The following is a 15,389-nucleotide window of genomic DNA, read 5'->3' as shown; positions in this document are numbered from 1 at the left end:
AAGGAGCACGCATGCAGAGTGAATCCTATGGTTTACTGGCGGTTGATAAGCAGGGCAATCGCGTCCTGTTCCTGAATCCGGAGACGTTCGCTGTCGAGCGGGAACTGAACGCGTTTCCGCCACGCCCCCATGAACTGCTGATGCTGGCGCCGTGGGGAAAAGCCTATGTGCCGATCTATGGTGACGGCGTTCACGGCAATAATCCGCATCCGGGGCATAAGATCGCGATTATCGATTTACAGCATCGGGCGATCAGTGGCTTTATCGATCTGTCGCCGCTGCGGGCCCCGCACAGCGGACAGCTGGGACGGGATGGCAAAGTCTATCTCTGCTGTGAGCAGAGCGCCGCCGTCGCGGTGATCGATCCGCTGACCGACAGCGTGGAAAAAGTAATTCCCATCCCTTCGCACAACGCCCATCGTCTGACGCTGTCACCCAGCGGGCGCAAACTGTTCACCGATAACGAAGAGGATGCGACCATCACCGTGGTGGATCTCTGTGAAGCAGAGGGGCGGGTCATCGATACCATCCTGCTGCCCGGCCCGATCGCGGGCATCGCCGCCTCGCCAAAACACCCCTATCTGGTTGCCAGCGCGGCCGATGCGCCACTGCTCTACGTGATTGACCGGCAAAGCCACCGTATCCGCCAGCGCCTGACGCTGCCGGGCCATCAGCAGCCCTGCCAGGTGGTGCGCTTCAGTGCAGACGGGGAGCAGCTGGTGGCGATAGGCGACCAGGAGCCGCTGGTGACGCTGTTTGACGATCTGCTGAATCCACTCGGTGATATCAGCACGGGCCGCATGCCGATGGATGGATGCTTCACTCCCGACAGGCAGCAGCTGCTGATTGCCAATCAGGGCGATGGCACGCTGAGCGTGATCGATCTGGCGCAGCGTAAAGTGATTGCCACGCCGCGTGTCGGCACCGGCTGTGAGGTACTGGGCTATTTTCCGCGCGGTCAGATAAACGGCCGATGATAGATGGCGGAGCTCCAGTGACGACTGCTGGCATGCTTCTCTGCCTGCCAGCCGCGCTTGCGTAATTCACGCGCGATCATCTTGTTCATGATGCCGTGGCCCAGCAGCAATACCGTGCCCCGCTGCGAGTGCGCAATCAGCTTCTCGGCCGCTGCCGAGGCCCGGCTGCGGGCATGTTGCAGTGACTCCGCTTCACCCGCATAGCCGCAGAGCCATAACAGGCGCAGCAGGGCCAGCCAGCATACCGTGGGCAGTTCCAGCGCGCCGCTTCGCAGCAGAGGGACAGCGACTTCGCTGAACAGCGCATCAATCTCATGCGGCTGCAGCCCGAGCTGTCTCAGGGAAGACTGCGCGCGGGGCAGGGGACTACAGACTACCACCGTAGCCTGACGTGCAATGGCCAGGCTACGCGGTGGCGGGCCATCCGTAACCTGTGACTGATCATAGGCTTCGCACCAGTCTGCCAGCGCCTGTACACTCTGGCGGCCCGTTGCCTGGTGATCGGGTTTACCGTGTCGCATCAGAATAATTGTCATCGCATCTCTGTCCGGCTTTTTGCTCAGGGTAACGCATTGTCCCTCCTTACACCGACTTTTCAGAATAAACGTGATGTGTCATCTCAGGGTCACAAACCTGTGCGACAACAGAACGCGATGAAAGGCGCCTCGCCTGCCTTCTGCCACTTAATGATTAGCGAAAATGGTAACTTGCTGCCGGGAGTGATCTTTTTTTATGCGATTCGGCGTAGTTAACTGGCTGAATTTGCGATAAAAATATGTGGTGACGGAAAGTGATAGTGAAATTTTACTAACAATTTTCGACCAAATCTCTTGATTTATCTACGCGCGTAGATACACTGGCTCCCCAGTGATTGCTCACGGTGCATGATGCACAGTCGGCGCCATTGATTGTTAAGTTACATTCGTTCAGTTTAAGCGACCGGTCAAAAATAGATCGGCGGGGCAGAACGATGAATACGATTCCAACACCAGGGGATCCTTTAACCTTTCATCATGGTTAGTCAACTGAACGTCACTGCCGGGGGAATTCCGCTTTGATAAGGGAATCGACCCAGGGAGGGGCGTTTATCGATCTGCATACGCATTCAGGGATAGGATTATGACGGCACACGACTCCGTTAAGCAGCAGACATCACTGTCATCACCTTCAGCCGCCGATGAGCGGTTTAATACCTCTTCTGGCCGCAAAGATTTCTGGCGTGCCACATTCTCATGCTGGCTGGGCACGGCGATGGAGTACGCAGATTTTGCGCTCTATGGGCTGGCTGCCGGTATTATCTTTGGCGATGTTTTCTTTCCGGAATCGACACCCGCGATGGCGCTGCTCTCGAGCTTTGCCACCTGGTCAGTGGGATTTGTGGCCCGGCCCATCGGCGCCCTCTTTTTCGGCTGGCTCGGTGACCGCAAGGGACGCAAGGTGGTGATGATCACGACCATCATTCTGATGGGCGCTTCCACCACCTTTATCGGCTTAATCCCGGGTTATGCCACCATCGGCGTCTGGGCGCCCGCCTGTCTGGTGCTGCTGCGCTTTACACAGGGGTTCGGCGCGGGCGCAGAGCTCTCCGGCGGAACGGTGATGCTGGGCGAATATGCGCCGACCGCGCGCCGCGGGCTGGTCTCATCCGTGATTGCGCTGGGTTCCAACAGCGGCACGCTGCTGGCTTCTCTGGTCTGGCTGCTGGTGGTACAGATGGATCAGCAGAGCCTGCTGGAGTGGGGCTGGCGTATTCCTTTCCTCAGCAGCGCCCTGATTGCGCTGGTTGCGTTGTGGATCCGGCGTCATCTGCGCGAAACGCCCGTGTTTGAGCGCAGAAAAGCGGAGATGGAAGCGGAACGTGCGGGCGTACTGGCCGCGCCGCTGATCGATGAGCGGCCCTTCTTTCAGCGCACCCGTGCGTTCTGGACCATGGTTGGACTGCGCATCGGAGAAAACGGCCCCTCTTATCTGGCGCAGGGCTTTATTGTGGGCTACGTCGCGAAGGTGCTGCTGGTCGATAAGTCTGTGCCGACTACCGCTGTGTTTCTGGCGTCCCTGCTGGGCTTCCTGATCATTCCTTTTGCGGGCTGGCTCTCGGATCGCTTTGGTCGCCGGATCGTCTATCGGGTGTTCTGTCTGTTACTGATGGCCTACGCCTGGCCCGCCTTTACGTTGCTGGACACGCGTGAGCCGATGCTGGTGATCCCGGTGATTGTGGTCGGCATGGCGCTGGCGTCGCTGGGCATTTTTGGTGTACAGGCGGCCTGGGGTGTTGAGATGTTCGGCGTGCACCATCGCTATACCAAAATGGCGGTGGCAAAAGAGCTGGGCTCAATTTTATCGGGTGGCACAGCACCGCTGATTGCCGCTGCTATGCTCTCTTATACCGGCCACTGGTGGCCTGTCGCGGTCTATTTCTCGGGAATGGCCGCCATAGGATTCTTCACCACCTTTGTGGCGCCTGAGACCCGAGGGCGAAATCTCAATTTGCCTGAAGATGCCATCTAGATTCGTCTGTGCAGGCTATCTGTCAGGATCGGGTGAAAAGCAGCAGGCCGTGTAATGCGGCCTGTTTTTTTTATGGAGGAATATGATGTGCCTAAGTCGTTAACGGGAAAAGTGACCCGCAGTGAAGTGGCGAAAGCGGCAGGCACGTCAGTGGCAGTCGTCAGTTATGTCATTAATAACGGACCCCGCCCGGTGGCCGAAGCGACCCGTCAGCGCGTGCTGGACGCGATAAAAGCGACCGGTTACCGGCCCAATGCGGCTGCCCGCGCACTGGCCTCCGGCAACACCAAAACCTTTGGTCTGGTGGTGCCTAACATCGGTAATCCTTTTGTGGCTTCCATGGCGCACATGCTGCTGCAGGAGTCGATGAATCACGGTCACGTCATGCTACTGGGTGATGCCGGGGACGATCGCAAGCGCGAACTGGAATTAATTCAGGGGCTGCTGAATCGGCAGGTCGATGGACTGTTTTACAACAGCGTGGATCGCCACCCTTATATTGATCTGATTAAAGCCAGCGGAACGCCACTGGTCATGCTGGAGCGGGTTGAGCCTCAGCCCGGCGTCAATATGCTGCGGGTTAATGAGCGTCAGGCTGCCTGGCAGGTAACGGCACATCTGCTGAGCCACGGTTATCAGCAGGTCGGCATCATCAGTGGTCCGGTAGAGATGCTTAACGCGCAGGATCGTATTCAGGGCTGGCGCGATGCCATGGCGGATCGCGGTCTGCCCGTCGATGAGTCGCTGATGTTTCCGGCCAGCTATACCCCACAGGGCGGATATGGCGCGGCTCAGACCATGATCGCCCGACGCTGCGTGCCCCGGGCGCTGTTTGCCAGCAATGAGGGGCAGGCGATTGGCGCGCTGCGCGCCTTTTCCGAACATCAGATCCGGGTGCCGCAGGATGTGGCGCTGGTCTGCTTCAACGGCACTAATCACTCATCATTTCACGTTCCGACATTAACCACTGTACGCCAGCCTCTGCGTGAGATGGCCCGCTCCGCTATTCATATGCTGAAAGAGGGGCAGAGTGAAGCCCAGCTAAAGGAGTTTCCACACTATCTTGAAATCGGTGAATCCTGCGGCTGTCAGCCGCAAAGTCAGAGTTAAATTATAAAAACATGAAAAGAATCATTATTGACTGCGATCCCGGTAATGGGATTGCAGGTGCCAACACCGACGATGGGCTGGCGATTGCGCTGGCCTTAGCTTCACCCGGACTATCGCTGGAATTGATCACCACCGTGGCCGGTAATACGCCCTGTGACGTGGGTGCGCGTGTTGCCAAAGATCTGATTGTCCGGCTGGGATTAACCATTCCGGTCGTTCAGGGAGCGCCCCGAGCCCTGCAGGAAGATCCTGCGCCGTGGCGGGAAACGCTGGATAACCGGGTGAATCAGCTTGCGCTCAATTCACTCTGGCAGGATGTGCCGCAACCAGCGGCGCTCACGGCCGATGCCTTCGATGCCGCCGACGCGATCGGCAGACTGATTTGTGATAATCCGGGTGAGATTACCCTGGTCGCGATTGGCCCGCTGACGAACGTGGCGCTGGCGATGCAGCGTTATCCTGCGATGGCCGAATCGGTCGCCGAGATTGTGATTATGGGCGGCGTATTTGCGCTGGATGATTACATCAAAGACACCAACTTTGGTCTGGACCCGGAGGCGGCGCATCAGGTACTGCACAGCGGGGCGGCCGTCACGCTGGTGCCGATGGACGCCACAACACAGACGCTGCTCACTCAGCAGGATCTGACTCGTCTGACCGCAGTGGACCATCCGCTGACCGCTTTTGTGCGCGATACGTTGCGGCCCTGGATCGACTATTCGATAGCGACCCGGCAGCTTGCGGGATGCTGGATCCACGATGCGCTGGTGATCGCCTGGCTGCTGAATCAGCGCGTCGCGTCAGGCATTGATTACCAGGTCGATATCGAACTGCGGCCGGGTGCAACGCGCGGTAAAAGCTGGCGTTACCGGCAGCCGCTCCGGCTGAAGGTGGGCGTGCCTGAACAGTGTGGCGCATCGGTGCATGTGCTGCATCGGGTGGATAACGCGCTGCTGCTGTCGATCATCGAAGAGGCATTCAGACGCCTGAAAGCCTGATCCGCCAGGGCGCGCTTACCCGACAGCGGGCTGCGCCGGATTGGGCTTCGGCCCACGGCGCGGTTCCGCTGGTCCGTTCAGGTTAACTGGCGGTCAGCGGCTTGATTTCGCAGGCAGAAAGGGCAGGCGAGATCCGGGGTCAGATCACTTCGCAGACGTCGATCCAGCGGGCGTTTGTCAGTTCAGCCATCTGCTGGGGCGAGATGCGCACGGCGCTGTGGATTGCACCCGCAGCGGGCAGAACTTCGTCGAAACTGCGCAGTGAAACATCACAGTAGACGGTCAGCGGATTCTCCAGACCAAATGGACAGACGCCGCCCACCGGATGGCCGGTCCAGTTAATCACCTCATCGACGCTCAGCATTCGTGCCTTCGCCCCGAGTGCTGCTTTCAGCTTGCGATTATCCAGTCGGGCATCGCCTCGCGTCACAATCAGTACCACATCGTTTTTCACTTTCAGCGACAGCGTTTTGGCAATCTCTCCCGGTGTCACGCCGTGGGCGCGGGCAGCCATGCTGACCGTTGCGGTGCTCCCGGCCAGTTCAATAATTTCAATTTCAGGGGCGTGTTCGGCGAAGAACTGGCGCACGGACTCCAGACTCATCTTTTTCTCCAGGCTGATCGAAGGCGTAAAAATTGCCACAAGCCTCAGTGCCTGTAAACGAGATAAACGGAGAATTCGCGGGAATTAACCCTGTTTAGTTACCGCTCAGCGTGCAGTTGCCGCATTGTTCGACATCAGGGATACGATAACGCTGGCAGCAGCTGCGACGAACCAGTTCACCGTTGCGCGGGATCATGGTGCGGTAGAGCGGGTTCTCGCTGCCATCCAGCAGCCGCTGACTGAAGAACAGCGCCTGCTCCAGCTGCAGTACCTGCGCCTCATCGATCTGGCTTTTCAGCTCGCCCAGGAACCACTGGAATGAGTAGCCCATGTTATTCCAGATCAGACGGGCGTTGATGTCGCCATGCTGCGTGATCCCGTTCACCGCCGGAATAAGATGCTGCTGAATCAGCCGGTCAATGCGCTGATGAGGGTTCAGATAGCGCGCTTCCTCATCCTCCTGCACATCGATCCAGAACGTCGCCGGATGGCCATGCTGATGGAAGCCGACGCGGATATGCTCTGGCGAGCAGTCCAGTGCGCGCGACTCCTGCAGCAGCGCCATCATCAGCGGCGGCAGCAGCAGACCAAAATACCATTGCGCCCAGAGTGACAGCACCGGCTTCGCTTCCCGTACCGCATCGGGATGATCGCGATAAAGATAATCGCTGTAGCACTGGATAAGCGGGGTAAAGCGGGCGGCCTGGGACCACGCGGCGAGGGTCAGCGTGTCATGCGGCGCAGGCTGACTGAACTTTGTTGATTCAAGCAGATAGCTACGCTGCTGTTGCAGTTGCTCATGCAGACTTTCCGCCAGTGGACGGTCGTTCTGCCGGAAGATCATCGACTGAGCGCGAAAACGCGGTTCCTGAACTGAAGCGGTTGCCATGACGACTCGCGAAACGTGTAGATAAGAAAGCAAATGATAATCGTTATTGATTAACTCTACAAGTCGCGCAAAAAATCTTCTGCTGGCGGAGAGAGGCGCAGGCGAAGTCGGGGGGATCAGCACGGACAGGGCAGGGCCTGTCGCGACGTCACCTCTTTATAATCAGCGTAATCAGGTCGGTTCGCTGGCGGTCTGTTGCGGTTGCCGTGGGAGATCTTCCCAGGCGAGGATAGTATTCCGCCCCTGATTTTTAGCCACGTAGAGCGCGCTGTCAGCATTGGCAACGGCCTGATCAAATTCATCATCATAAACGGGCGCGATGCCGGCGCTGATGGTGACGTGGGTCGAAACGGTTTCGTTGAAAAGATGGGGAATTTCTAAATCCACCACATACTGGCGGATGCGCTCAGCCAGTTTCAGGGCAATCGAGCTGTTGACGTTGGTCATCAGCACCAGAAACTCTTCGCCGCCATAGCGGGTGACGACATCGCGTGAGCGCACCGCATCACGAATCGCGACAGAGACGCGCGCCAGCGCCTGGTCACCCATCGCATGCCCGTAGTTATCGTTGTAGGCTTTGAAGTGATCGATATCCAGCAGCAGCACATAGTGGCTGCCCGCGTGATTCTTCAGAATATTATCGAGCCGGTTCTTCAGGCCACGACGATTATAGAGCCCGGTCAGCGGGTCGAGCATACTGAGATCGCTGAAGGTCTCTTTCTCTTCATAGAGCTGATGCATCAGGCGCAGGGTAAAATTGTCGGCGCGTCGGCGCATCAGATGCTGAAGCGAAAAACCGATTAACGGCAGGGCAATGGTCAGCAGAATCAGCGGCAGATGTTGCGCATTGTCGAGCAGCACCACAGTCAGCACCGGCGGGGTAACGTGCAGCCAGAATGCCGCCAGATAATCACTCAGGGCGATGGCACTGATAAATAACAGACTGATTAAGCTGATAATAAGAAAGCCCCCATCAAAATAGAATATCTGATGAAAGCGATAATTAATGTGCCAGGCCCAGAGCACGCCGAGCAGTAACGCGGCGGGATTTAACAGGGGAAGTTTTGCTTTTGGCCAGATTAAATAGGTTATTAGCATGATGCCGCTGAATGCCATGATACAAATGAGCGGCAGCGTCGTATCACTCTTTTCGACGTTAATTACGGGCAGAAGAAAAAAGAGTGAAATGGCGATATTAAGAAACAGAAAAAGCATAACCGACAGCCGGTATTTGCTCTGTTTAAGCTCTTCATATGATTGTAATTTCATTATAAATACTCGCGGCGACCCTGAAATATCAAAGCGCAAGCCGGCAGAATAGCTTCTGCCAGTCAGATAATTATTGCTGTTATTAAAAATGTTATCGGCCGCAATCTAGCATTTTCCAACTGGTCTGTCATCTTCGGTGCGGCGCCAACAAAAACAGGCTGCACAGTGGCGAAAACTGCTCTATGATAATGGGAATGCTTATCATTTGAGGTTTCTGTTATGGGAGTAGCGATTGTTGCGGCCTGCAGTCTGTGGGGCATCAGCCTGGCGCTGGGAAAGAAACTGGATAGTGCATGGGGCGTGTTGCTGCCCTGCATCGCGCTGCCGCTGTTTGCATTATGGGAACCCGGCTTCAGTCAGTGGCGGATGGTGATGACCGTGGCGCTGCTGCTGACCGTCGTGATGCTGTTTAATCAGCGTCTGCGTCATTACCTGCTGCTGCCGTCGTGTCTGGTGTTAGCAGGGGGACTCGCGGCCGTCTCTGCAAATTTCCAGCTGCATTAATGCTGTGGCGCGATTGAAAACCGTAACAGGGCGATGAATAACGAACTAAGCGGAGAGAGTGAAACAGAAAAACTGGGGAGCAGAGGAGTGGCCGGGAAACGACCTGAAGATTAGACAACGTTGGTGCGAAGAGAGGGACTTGAACCCTCACGTCCGTTAAGACACTAACACCTGAAGCTAGCGCGTCTACCAATTCCGCCACCTTCGCATCGAGTTGTCTTTTCATATCACCGCATTGGTGCGAAGAGAGGGACTTGAACCCTCACGTCCGTTAAGACACTAACACCTGAAGCTAGCGCGTCTACCAATTCCGCCACCTTCGCGCAGTGCTCGCGATATGAAACATGTGATTTTGGTGCGAAGAGAGGGACTTGAACCCTCACGTCCGTTAAGACACTAACACCTGAAGCTAGCGCGTCTACCAATTCCGCCACCTTCGCATACCCGTAACACCCTGAGAATGTTACAACCACGGAGGCGCATTCTAGAGATTTTACTCTTTGCGTCAACAACTATTTCGTCGGGCTGAAACGATCGCTGCAAAAAGCAACGTTTTCAGCCCGCCAGCACGGTGAGTGGCGAAAAAAAGCGCTTAGCGTGCCTTCGCACTACGACCATAAACAGCACGATAGACTTTAAAGCGACCGGTCTGTGCAAGCACTTCGTGGCTGCCGAAGGTTTCATCCAGCACCTGCGGATAGGGCAGGAAGCTATTTGCCACGATACGCAGCTCACCGCCGGTGTTCAGATGCTTCACCGCGCCCCGGATCAGCGCCTGAGCCGCATCGAGGCTGGTCTGTGTCCCTTCATGGAAAGGCGGGTTGGAGATAATCATATCGAAACGGCCCGTGACGTCAGAGAAGACGTTGCTGGCGAAGACCTCGCCCTCAATGCCGTTGGCGGCCAGCGTCGCTTTACTCGCTTCGATCGCCGCTGCGTGCACATCGCACAGCCACAGACGGACCTTAGGCGAAACGGCAGAGAGCGAAGCGGCCATCACGCCCGCGCCACAGCCCATATCCAGCACCTTACCTTTGGTGTGCGGAGCAAACGTTGAAAGCAGCAGGGCGCTGCCGCTGTCCAGGCCATCACGGCTGAAGACGCCCGGCAGGGTGTGGATGGTCAGATTATCCAGCTGATAGTGATCGCCAAAGGCGCTGACATCAAACGCAGGCTGGGTATCGAGGCGGCCATGATAGAGCCCACAGCGGCGGGCGCTGTCGATCTTCTCCAGCTGCACCCACGACGCCAGCATACCTTCTGCGCTGCGCACACCGCTGCGGTTTTCACCGACCACGAACACGTCGCAGCCCACCGGCAGCAGGGACAGCAGGTTCTGCAGCTGGAACTGCACTTCCGGCTTATTTTTCGTCCAGAAGTAGATCAGCGTATCGCAGCCCTGCACATCTTCCGCCTGCGCCACCATGCCGTAACGGGCCTGCTCGCCCATGCGGCGGCTCAGGTTTTGCCAGTGATGATATTGCTGGGTGTGAACGCGCGACGAGGCGGTTTCCAGCTGAGCGGGCAGGTCATCCTGCAGATCGCCAGCAAATAAGACATGGCGGGCGGTAAATTCATCACTGTGGCGCAGAATAACTTCACTGGCCGGGGAAAAAGCAGACATGTAGGGCTCCTGTAAGATCTGAGCGGGGATTATAGTGCTTTGTTGGCGCATGTTCGATGGGTTTGCTAGCATAGCGTCGCAATCAGGCAGCAGAACAGGTAACACCATGACGTCCAGGCGCGACTGGCTTTTACAGCAAATGGGAATTACGCAGTATCAACTGCGCCGCCCGCGCGTGCTTCAGGGCGAAATTGCCGTCACGCTGGCCCCGGACACGCAGTTAATCATTGTCGCTGAAGTGCCCCCCGGTCTGGATGAGCCGCTGATGCGCGACGTGCTGCATGCCCTCCATCTGCAACCTGCACAGGTCATGACCGTTACGCCGGATCAGCTGCAGATGCTGCCGGAAACGCTGAACTGCGCAGGCTGGCTGCTGGGTGTTGAAAGCGAACAGACCTTCAATGGCGTGGCACTAAGCAGCGCCTCTTTTAATGAACTGATCAGCAGCGGCGTCGCCAGACGTGCGCTCTGGCAACAGATGTGTAACCATGACAGCCATCTCTTTCCTCACCCCTGACGATCTGGCGGAAGCCTTTGCGATTGAGTGCCGCAGCCACGCGTTTCCCTGGCGTGAGCAGACTTTTGCCAGCAATCAGGGTGATCGCTTCCTCAATCTGCGACTCGACGTCGGGGACAAAATGGCCGCCTTTGCCATTACCCAGGTCGTCCTCGACGAAGCCTCCCTGTTCAATATTGCGGTCGATCCCGCTTTTCAGCGTCGGGGATTAGGCCGTCAGCTGTTGCAGCATTTGATCGAGGCGTTGATCAAACGCGATGTGCTGACGCTGTGGCTGGAAGTGCGGGCCTCAAACCTGCCCGCTATCGCGCTCTATGAGCAGCTTGGCTTCAATCAGGTCAGTCGTCGCCCTGACTACTATCCCACTGCCAGCGGCCGTGAAGATGCCATTCTTATGGCGCTGACGCTGTAGCCGCATAAAGGAGCTTTCATGTCAGAACACTGGGATTGCATCCTGTTTGATGCAGACGATACCCTTTTTCATTTCGACGCCTTCGCCGGGCTGCAGCGCCTGTTCGCGGGTTACGATGTGCAGTTTACCGACCAGGACTACAGCGACTATCAGGCGATAAACAAACCGCTCTGGGTCGATTACCAGAACGGCACGATTTCGGCGCTACAGCTGCAGACGCAGCGGTTTAACCACTGGAGCGAAAAGCTCAGCGTTGCCCCCGAGATCCTCAACAGCGGTTTTCTCAGCGCCATGGGCGAGATCTGCACGCCGCTGCCGGGCGCGGTCAGCCTGATGAACCACCTGCACGGGCGGGTGAAGATGGGCATCATCACCAACGGCTTCACCGCCCTGCAGCAGACCCGCCTGGAGCGCACCGGCTTCCGCGACTACTTCTCGGCGCTGGTGATCTCTGAGCAGGTCGGCGTACCAAAACCGGCGGCAGCGATTTTTGATTATGCGCTGGAACAGCTGGGCAATCCGGATCGTCAGCGGGTGCTGATGGTGGGCGATACCCCGGAATCGGACATTCTGGGCGGCATGAACGCGGGCCTGAAAACCTGCTGGCTCGATCATGGCACCCGACCGCTGCCGGACCATATCAAACCGACCTGGCAGGTCAAATCGCTGGCCGAACTGGAAGCGCTGCTGGTCGGCTGACTGACGCCGCACACCGCGATCGCCTGCCGATCAAAAAAGGCCCGCAGCGCGGGCCTTTTTGTTTAACGCATTCGCGGCGCCAGCGCGCTACGCTTTCTTCTCTTCGTCATCATCGCGATCCTCTTTCACCGGCGTACTGGCGGTCAGCAGAAACGGCGACTGCTGCCAGCGGGTGCGGCGATGACGCAGCAGGGTGCGGGAGAGGATAATGCCGATGGCCAGCGCCAGCAGCATCATCAGGCGCAGAATATTGGTGGTGTTATCGACCTGATGCGAATCGGTGACCAGCACATGGGTGTCGAGCGTTACGCGCAGAAAGCCCAGCGGACCATCGTTCCCGGCCAGCGGCTGCACAATCTGATGGTTGAAATAGCTGCCCGCACGCTGCCCGTCGAGCGCCAGGCGGTCGCGGACGTTGATATTCTCGCCGCTGTGCGCCACCAGGCTGCCGTCGCCGTCATAGACCGACGCATCCAGAATACGGCTGTTCGCCGTCATCTGGTTCAGGATCGCTTCGATCTGATTACGGTTATTTTCGCTGTTGTCCATCAATGGTTTAAGGCTGAACGCCACCTGACTGGTGAGCGTATGCGCCAGCTCCTCAACCTGTTCAGAGCGTGCCATCTGATGACCCAGACTGAACCAGGATGCGCCCTGCATCAGGACGACCAGCAGCGCCATCGAGATGAGCACGATCACGGTTCGATGCAAGCGAAATTTCAGTGCGGTTTTAGCCATTAATCATCCGGGTCATATCACAACAGAAAGCCTGGAGATTATGTTGCCAGAAGCGGCGCAGACAAGGTAGCCTCTTGCGTGGTTTTGTTGTCCCTACAGGAGCTGTGATGCCAAATCGTTTAACCTGGTGCGATCTTCCCGCCGATGTCTCTCTCTGGCCGGGTTTGCCCCTTTCTCTTAGCGGTGATGAAGTGATGCCGCTGGATTATCGCGCTGGCCGCACCGGCTGGCTGCTGTATGGCCGCGGGCTGGATAAACAGCGCCTGACCGATTATCAGCATCAGCTGGGTGCCGCGATGGTGATCGTCAGCGCCTGGAACGTCGATGAGTATCAGGTGATTCGCCTGGCAGGATCGCTGACGCCCTTTGCCAGCAAGCTGGCGCACGACGCCGGGCTGGACGTGGCGCCGCTGGGTAAAATTCCGTGGCTGAAAGCGCCAGGGCTGCTGGTAATGGATATGGACTCTACCGCGATTCAGATCGAATGCATCGACGAGATCGCAAAACTGGCGGGCTGCGGCGAGCAGGTGGCGGACGTGACGGAGCGCGCGATGCGTGGTGAACTCGACTTCGCCGCCAGCCTGCGCGAGCGCGTGGCGGCCCTGCAGGGTGCAGACGCCAATATCCTGAAGCAGGTGCGTGATGCCCTGCCGCTGATGCCAGGCCTGACGACGCTGACGCAGAAACTGCAGGCGCTGGGCTGGCAGGTCGCTATCGCGTCCGGCGGCTTTACCTACTATGCCGAATACCTGCGCGACAGGCTGCACCTGTCAGCGGTGGCGGCCAATGAGCTTGAAATTCGCGACGGCAAGCTGACCGGCAAGGTGCTGGGCCCGATTGTCGACGCACAATACAAAGCCGATACCCTGAAAAAGCTGGCGCAGCGTTTTGACATCGCGCCGGAACAGACGGTGGCGATCGGCGATGGTGCCAATGACCTGCTGATGATCAAAGCCGCAGCACTGGGCATTGCGTTCCATGCTAAACCTAAGGTGAATGAGCAGACTGCAGTCACCATTCGCCATGCCGATCTTATGGGGGTGTTCTGCATCCTGACCGGCAGCCTGATCCACGAAGAGCGTTAACTGAGGTATTGATTTGGCCAAAGCGGCAAAACGCGCATTTGTCTGTAACGAATGTGGCGCAGATTACCCACGCTGGCAGGGGCAATGCAGCGCCTGTCACGCCTGGAACACCATCACCGAGGTGCGCATCGCCGCCTCGCCTGCGGCTGCGCGTAACGAGCGCCTGAGCGGTTACGCCGGCAGTGCCGGCACCAGCCGGGTGCAGAAACTCTCTGAAATCAGTCTGGAGGCGCTGCCGCGTTTCTCCTCCACCTTCAAAGAGTTTGACCGGGTGCTGGGCGGCGGCGTCGTGCCGGGCAGCGCGATCCTGATCGGCGGCAACCCCGGCGCCGGGAAATCGACGCTGCTGCTGCAGGTGATGTGCCGGCTGTCAGAGGGGATGAAAACCCTCTACGTGACCGGTGAAGAGTCGCTGCAACAGGTCGCGATGCGCGCCCATCGTCTGGGATTGCCCACCGAAAATGTGAATATGCTGTCGGAAACCAGCATTGAGCAGATCTGCCTGATCGCCGAACAGGAGCAGCCGCAACTGATGGTGATCGACTCGATCCAGGTGATGCACATGGCGGAGATCCAGTCGTCACCCGGCAGCGTTGCCCAGGTGCGTGAAACCGCCGCCTATCTGACGCGCTTTGCCAAAACGCGCGGCGTCGCGATCATTATGGTCGGCCACGTCACCAAAGATGGTTCGCTGGCGGGGCCGAAAGTGCTGGAGCACTGCATCGACTGTTCGGTGCTGCTGGATGGCGATGCTGACTCCCGCTTCCGCACGCTGCGCAGCCATAAAAACCGCTTCGGGGCGGTCAACGAACTGGGCGTGTTTGCCATGACCGAACAGGGCATGCGCGAAGTCAGCAACCCGTCAGCAATCTTTCTGTCGCGCGGCGAAGAGGTGACGTCCGGCAGCTCCGTGATGGTGCTGTGGGAGGGAACGCGGCCGCTGCTGGTGGAGATTCAGGCGCTGGTCGATCACTCAATGATGGGCAATCCGCGCCGTGTGGCGGTGGGGCTGGAGCAGAACCGTCTGGCGATTCTGCTGGCGGTGCTGCATCGTCACGGTGGACTGCAGATGGCGGACCAGGATGTGTTCGTCAACGTCGTCGGCGGCGTGAAGGTCACCGAAACCGGTGCGGACCTGGCGCTGATGCTGTCGATGGTATCGAGTCTGCGTGACCGTCCGCTGCCGCAGGATCTGGTGATCTTCGGCGAAGTCGGCCTGGCCGGTGAAATCCGTCCGGTGCCCAGCGGCCAGGAACGCATCTCCGAAGCGGCGAAGCACGGCTTCAGACGCGCGATTGTGCCCGCCGGCAATGCACCGAAAAAACCGATTGCCGGGATGCAGGTGTTCAGCGTGAAGAAGCTGGCCGATGCGCTGGCCATTCTGGACGAACTGTAACGCGCCTGCGGCCTGTCAGCCGGAGTGCAGGGCAGGCCGGACGCACCTTAACCGCATTG

16 protein-coding genes and 3 tRNA genes are annotated in these 15,389 nt (G+C 58.1%); 10 read left to right on the top strand and 9 right to left on the bottom strand.

Annotation, left to right across the window (positions count from 1 at the left end; genetic code table 11):
- Positions 1-11: 11 nt before the first annotated feature.
- Positions 12-977, top strand: a complete 966-nt coding sequence (locus ACR6AS_RS11350) for a beta-propeller fold lactonase family protein (protein WP_111138488.1) — start codon at positions 12-14, stop codon at positions 975-977.
- Here ACR6AS_RS11350 and ACR6AS_RS11345 read toward each other — a convergent pair.
- The gene (locus tag ACR6AS_RS11345) at positions 959-1,513 is read right to left on the bottom strand and encodes a histidine phosphatase family protein (RefSeq protein ID WP_111138487.1); all 555 of its coding nucleotides are present in this window, start codon (positions 1,511-1,513) and stop codon (positions 959-961) included. The two genes, ACR6AS_RS11350 and ACR6AS_RS11345, sit on opposite strands and share 19 nt — an antisense overlap.
- A 583-nt stretch (positions 1,514-2,096) precedes the next feature.
- Between ACR6AS_RS11345 and ACR6AS_RS11340 the strand changes: the two genes are divergently transcribed.
- The 3 genes from ACR6AS_RS11340 (at position 2,097) to ACR6AS_RS11330 (ending at position 5,593) form a co-directional block, all read left to right on the top strand.
- Positions 2,097-3,485 (top strand): MFS transporter, encoded by a 1,389-nt coding sequence (locus ACR6AS_RS11340; protein ID WP_111138486.1) that lies wholly within the window; start codon positions 2,097-2,099, stop codon positions 3,483-3,485.
- A gap of 87 nt (positions 3,486-3,572) precedes the next feature.
- Positions 3,573-4,595 (top strand): LacI family DNA-binding transcriptional regulator, encoded by a 1,023-nt coding sequence (locus ACR6AS_RS11335; RefSeq protein WP_111138555.1) that lies wholly within the window; start codon positions 3,573-3,575, stop codon positions 4,593-4,595.
- An 11-nt stretch (positions 4,596-4,606) separates the two neighbouring features.
- The gene (locus tag ACR6AS_RS11330) at positions 4,607-5,593 is read left to right on the top strand and encodes a nucleoside hydrolase (RefSeq protein WP_367396055.1); all 987 of its coding nucleotides are present in this window, start codon (positions 4,607-4,609) and stop codon (positions 5,591-5,593) included.
- 139 nt (positions 5,594-5,732) lie between these two features.
- On the opposite strand, the gene ACR6AS_RS11325 is transcribed toward ACR6AS_RS11330, so the two are convergent.
- The 3 genes from ACR6AS_RS11325 to ACR6AS_RS11315 form a co-directional block, all read right to left on the bottom strand.
- Positions 5,733-6,197, bottom strand: coding sequence for a YbaK/EbsC family protein (locus ACR6AS_RS11325; RefSeq protein ID WP_111138554.1), 465 nt, complete (start codon positions 6,195-6,197; stop codon positions 5,733-5,735).
- A 94-nt stretch (positions 6,198-6,291) separates the two neighbouring features.
- On the bottom strand, positions 6,292-7,086 hold the full coding sequence (fhuF, locus tag ACR6AS_RS11320) for a siderophore-iron reductase FhuF (RefSeq protein WP_293774658.1): 795 nt from the start codon (positions 7,084-7,086) through the stop codon (positions 6,292-6,294).
- A gap of 171 nt (positions 7,087-7,257) precedes the next feature.
- Positions 7,258-8,355: a GGDEF domain-containing protein gene (locus ACR6AS_RS11315; RefSeq protein WP_434162165.1), complete on the bottom strand. Its 1,098-nt coding sequence runs from the start codon at positions 8,353-8,355 to the stop codon at positions 7,258-7,260.
- 219 nt (positions 8,356-8,574) lie between these two features.
- On the opposite strand from ACR6AS_RS11315, the gene ACR6AS_RS11310 reads away from it, so the two are divergent.
- Entirely contained in the window at positions 8,575-8,859 is a 285-nt protein-coding gene (locus tag ACR6AS_RS11310) for a DUF1435 domain-containing protein (protein WP_111138482.1), read from the top strand.
- Between the two features lie 121 nt (positions 8,860-8,980).
- On the opposite strand, the gene ACR6AS_RS11305 is transcribed toward ACR6AS_RS11310, so the two are convergent.
- The 4 genes from ACR6AS_RS11305 to rsmC form a co-directional block, all read right to left on the bottom strand.
- Positions 8,981-9,067 (bottom strand) — tRNA-Leu (locus ACR6AS_RS11305).
- A 28-nt stretch (positions 9,068-9,095) separates the two neighbouring features.
- Positions 9,096-9,182, bottom strand: a tRNA-Leu gene (locus ACR6AS_RS11300).
- 30 nt (positions 9,183-9,212) lie between these two features.
- A tRNA-Leu gene (locus ACR6AS_RS11295) sits at positions 9,213-9,299 on the bottom strand.
- 152 nt (positions 9,300-9,451) lie between these two features.
- Complete coding sequence (gene rsmC / locus ACR6AS_RS11290; protein WP_434162162.1) at positions 9,452-10,483, bottom strand: 16S rRNA (guanine(1207)-N(2))-methyltransferase RsmC; 1,032 nt, start codon at positions 10,481-10,483, stop codon at positions 9,452-9,454.
- A 106-nt stretch (positions 10,484-10,589) separates the two neighbouring features.
- Between rsmC and ACR6AS_RS11285 the strand changes: the two genes are divergently transcribed.
- From ACR6AS_RS11285 to yjjG, 3 genes are read left to right on the top strand one after another with little or no spacing between them, the layout of a single operon-like run.
- Positions 10,590-11,000: a DNA polymerase III subunit psi gene (locus ACR6AS_RS11285; protein WP_111138480.1), complete on the top strand. Its 411-nt coding sequence runs from the start codon at positions 10,590-10,592 to the stop codon at positions 10,998-11,000.
- Entirely contained in the window at positions 10,972-11,412 is a 441-nt protein-coding gene (gene rimI, locus ACR6AS_RS11280) for a ribosomal protein S18-alanine N-acetyltransferase (RefSeq protein ID WP_111138479.1), read from the top strand. Before ACR6AS_RS11285 ends, rimI begins: the two co-directional genes overlap by 29 nt.
- An 18-nt stretch (positions 11,413-11,430) precedes the next feature.
- Complete coding sequence (yjjG, locus tag ACR6AS_RS11275; protein WP_434162159.1) at positions 11,431-12,111, top strand: pyrimidine 5'-nucleotidase; 681 nt, start codon at positions 11,431-11,433, stop codon at positions 12,109-12,111.
- Positions 12,112-12,198: 87 nt separating this feature from the next.
- Here the strand turns inward: yjjG and ACR6AS_RS11270 are convergent, their stop codons facing one another.
- The gene (locus ACR6AS_RS11270; protein ID WP_418799168.1) at positions 12,199-12,849 is read right to left on the bottom strand and encodes a YtjB family periplasmic protein; all 651 of its coding nucleotides are present in this window, start codon (positions 12,847-12,849) and stop codon (positions 12,199-12,201) included.
- A gap of 107 nt (positions 12,850-12,956) precedes the next feature.
- Here ACR6AS_RS11270 and serB point away from each other — a divergent pair, with 107 nt between their 5' ends.
- Together serB and radA are read left to right on the top strand one after the other, a co-directional pair.
- Entirely contained in the window at positions 12,957-13,934 is a 978-nt protein-coding gene (serB, locus tag ACR6AS_RS11265) for a phosphoserine phosphatase (protein ID WP_111138476.1), read from the top strand.
- A gap of 13 nt (positions 13,935-13,947) precedes the next feature.
- Positions 13,948-15,330 (top strand): DNA repair protein RadA, encoded by a 1,383-nt coding sequence (gene radA / locus ACR6AS_RS11260; protein WP_128085969.1) that lies wholly within the window; start codon positions 13,948-13,950, stop codon positions 15,328-15,330.
- The last annotated feature ends 59 nt before the right edge of the window (positions 15,331-15,389 follow it).

Origin of the sequence: Pantoea phosphatilytica (assembly GCF_051025615.1) — a bacterium.
In the GTDB taxonomy this organism is placed as follows: domain Bacteria; phylum Pseudomonadota; class Gammaproteobacteria; order Enterobacterales; family Enterobacteriaceae; genus Pantoea.
The sequence above is the reverse complement of the archived record's forward strand: the minus strand, read 5'-3'. Positions and strand labels throughout refer to the sequence as shown.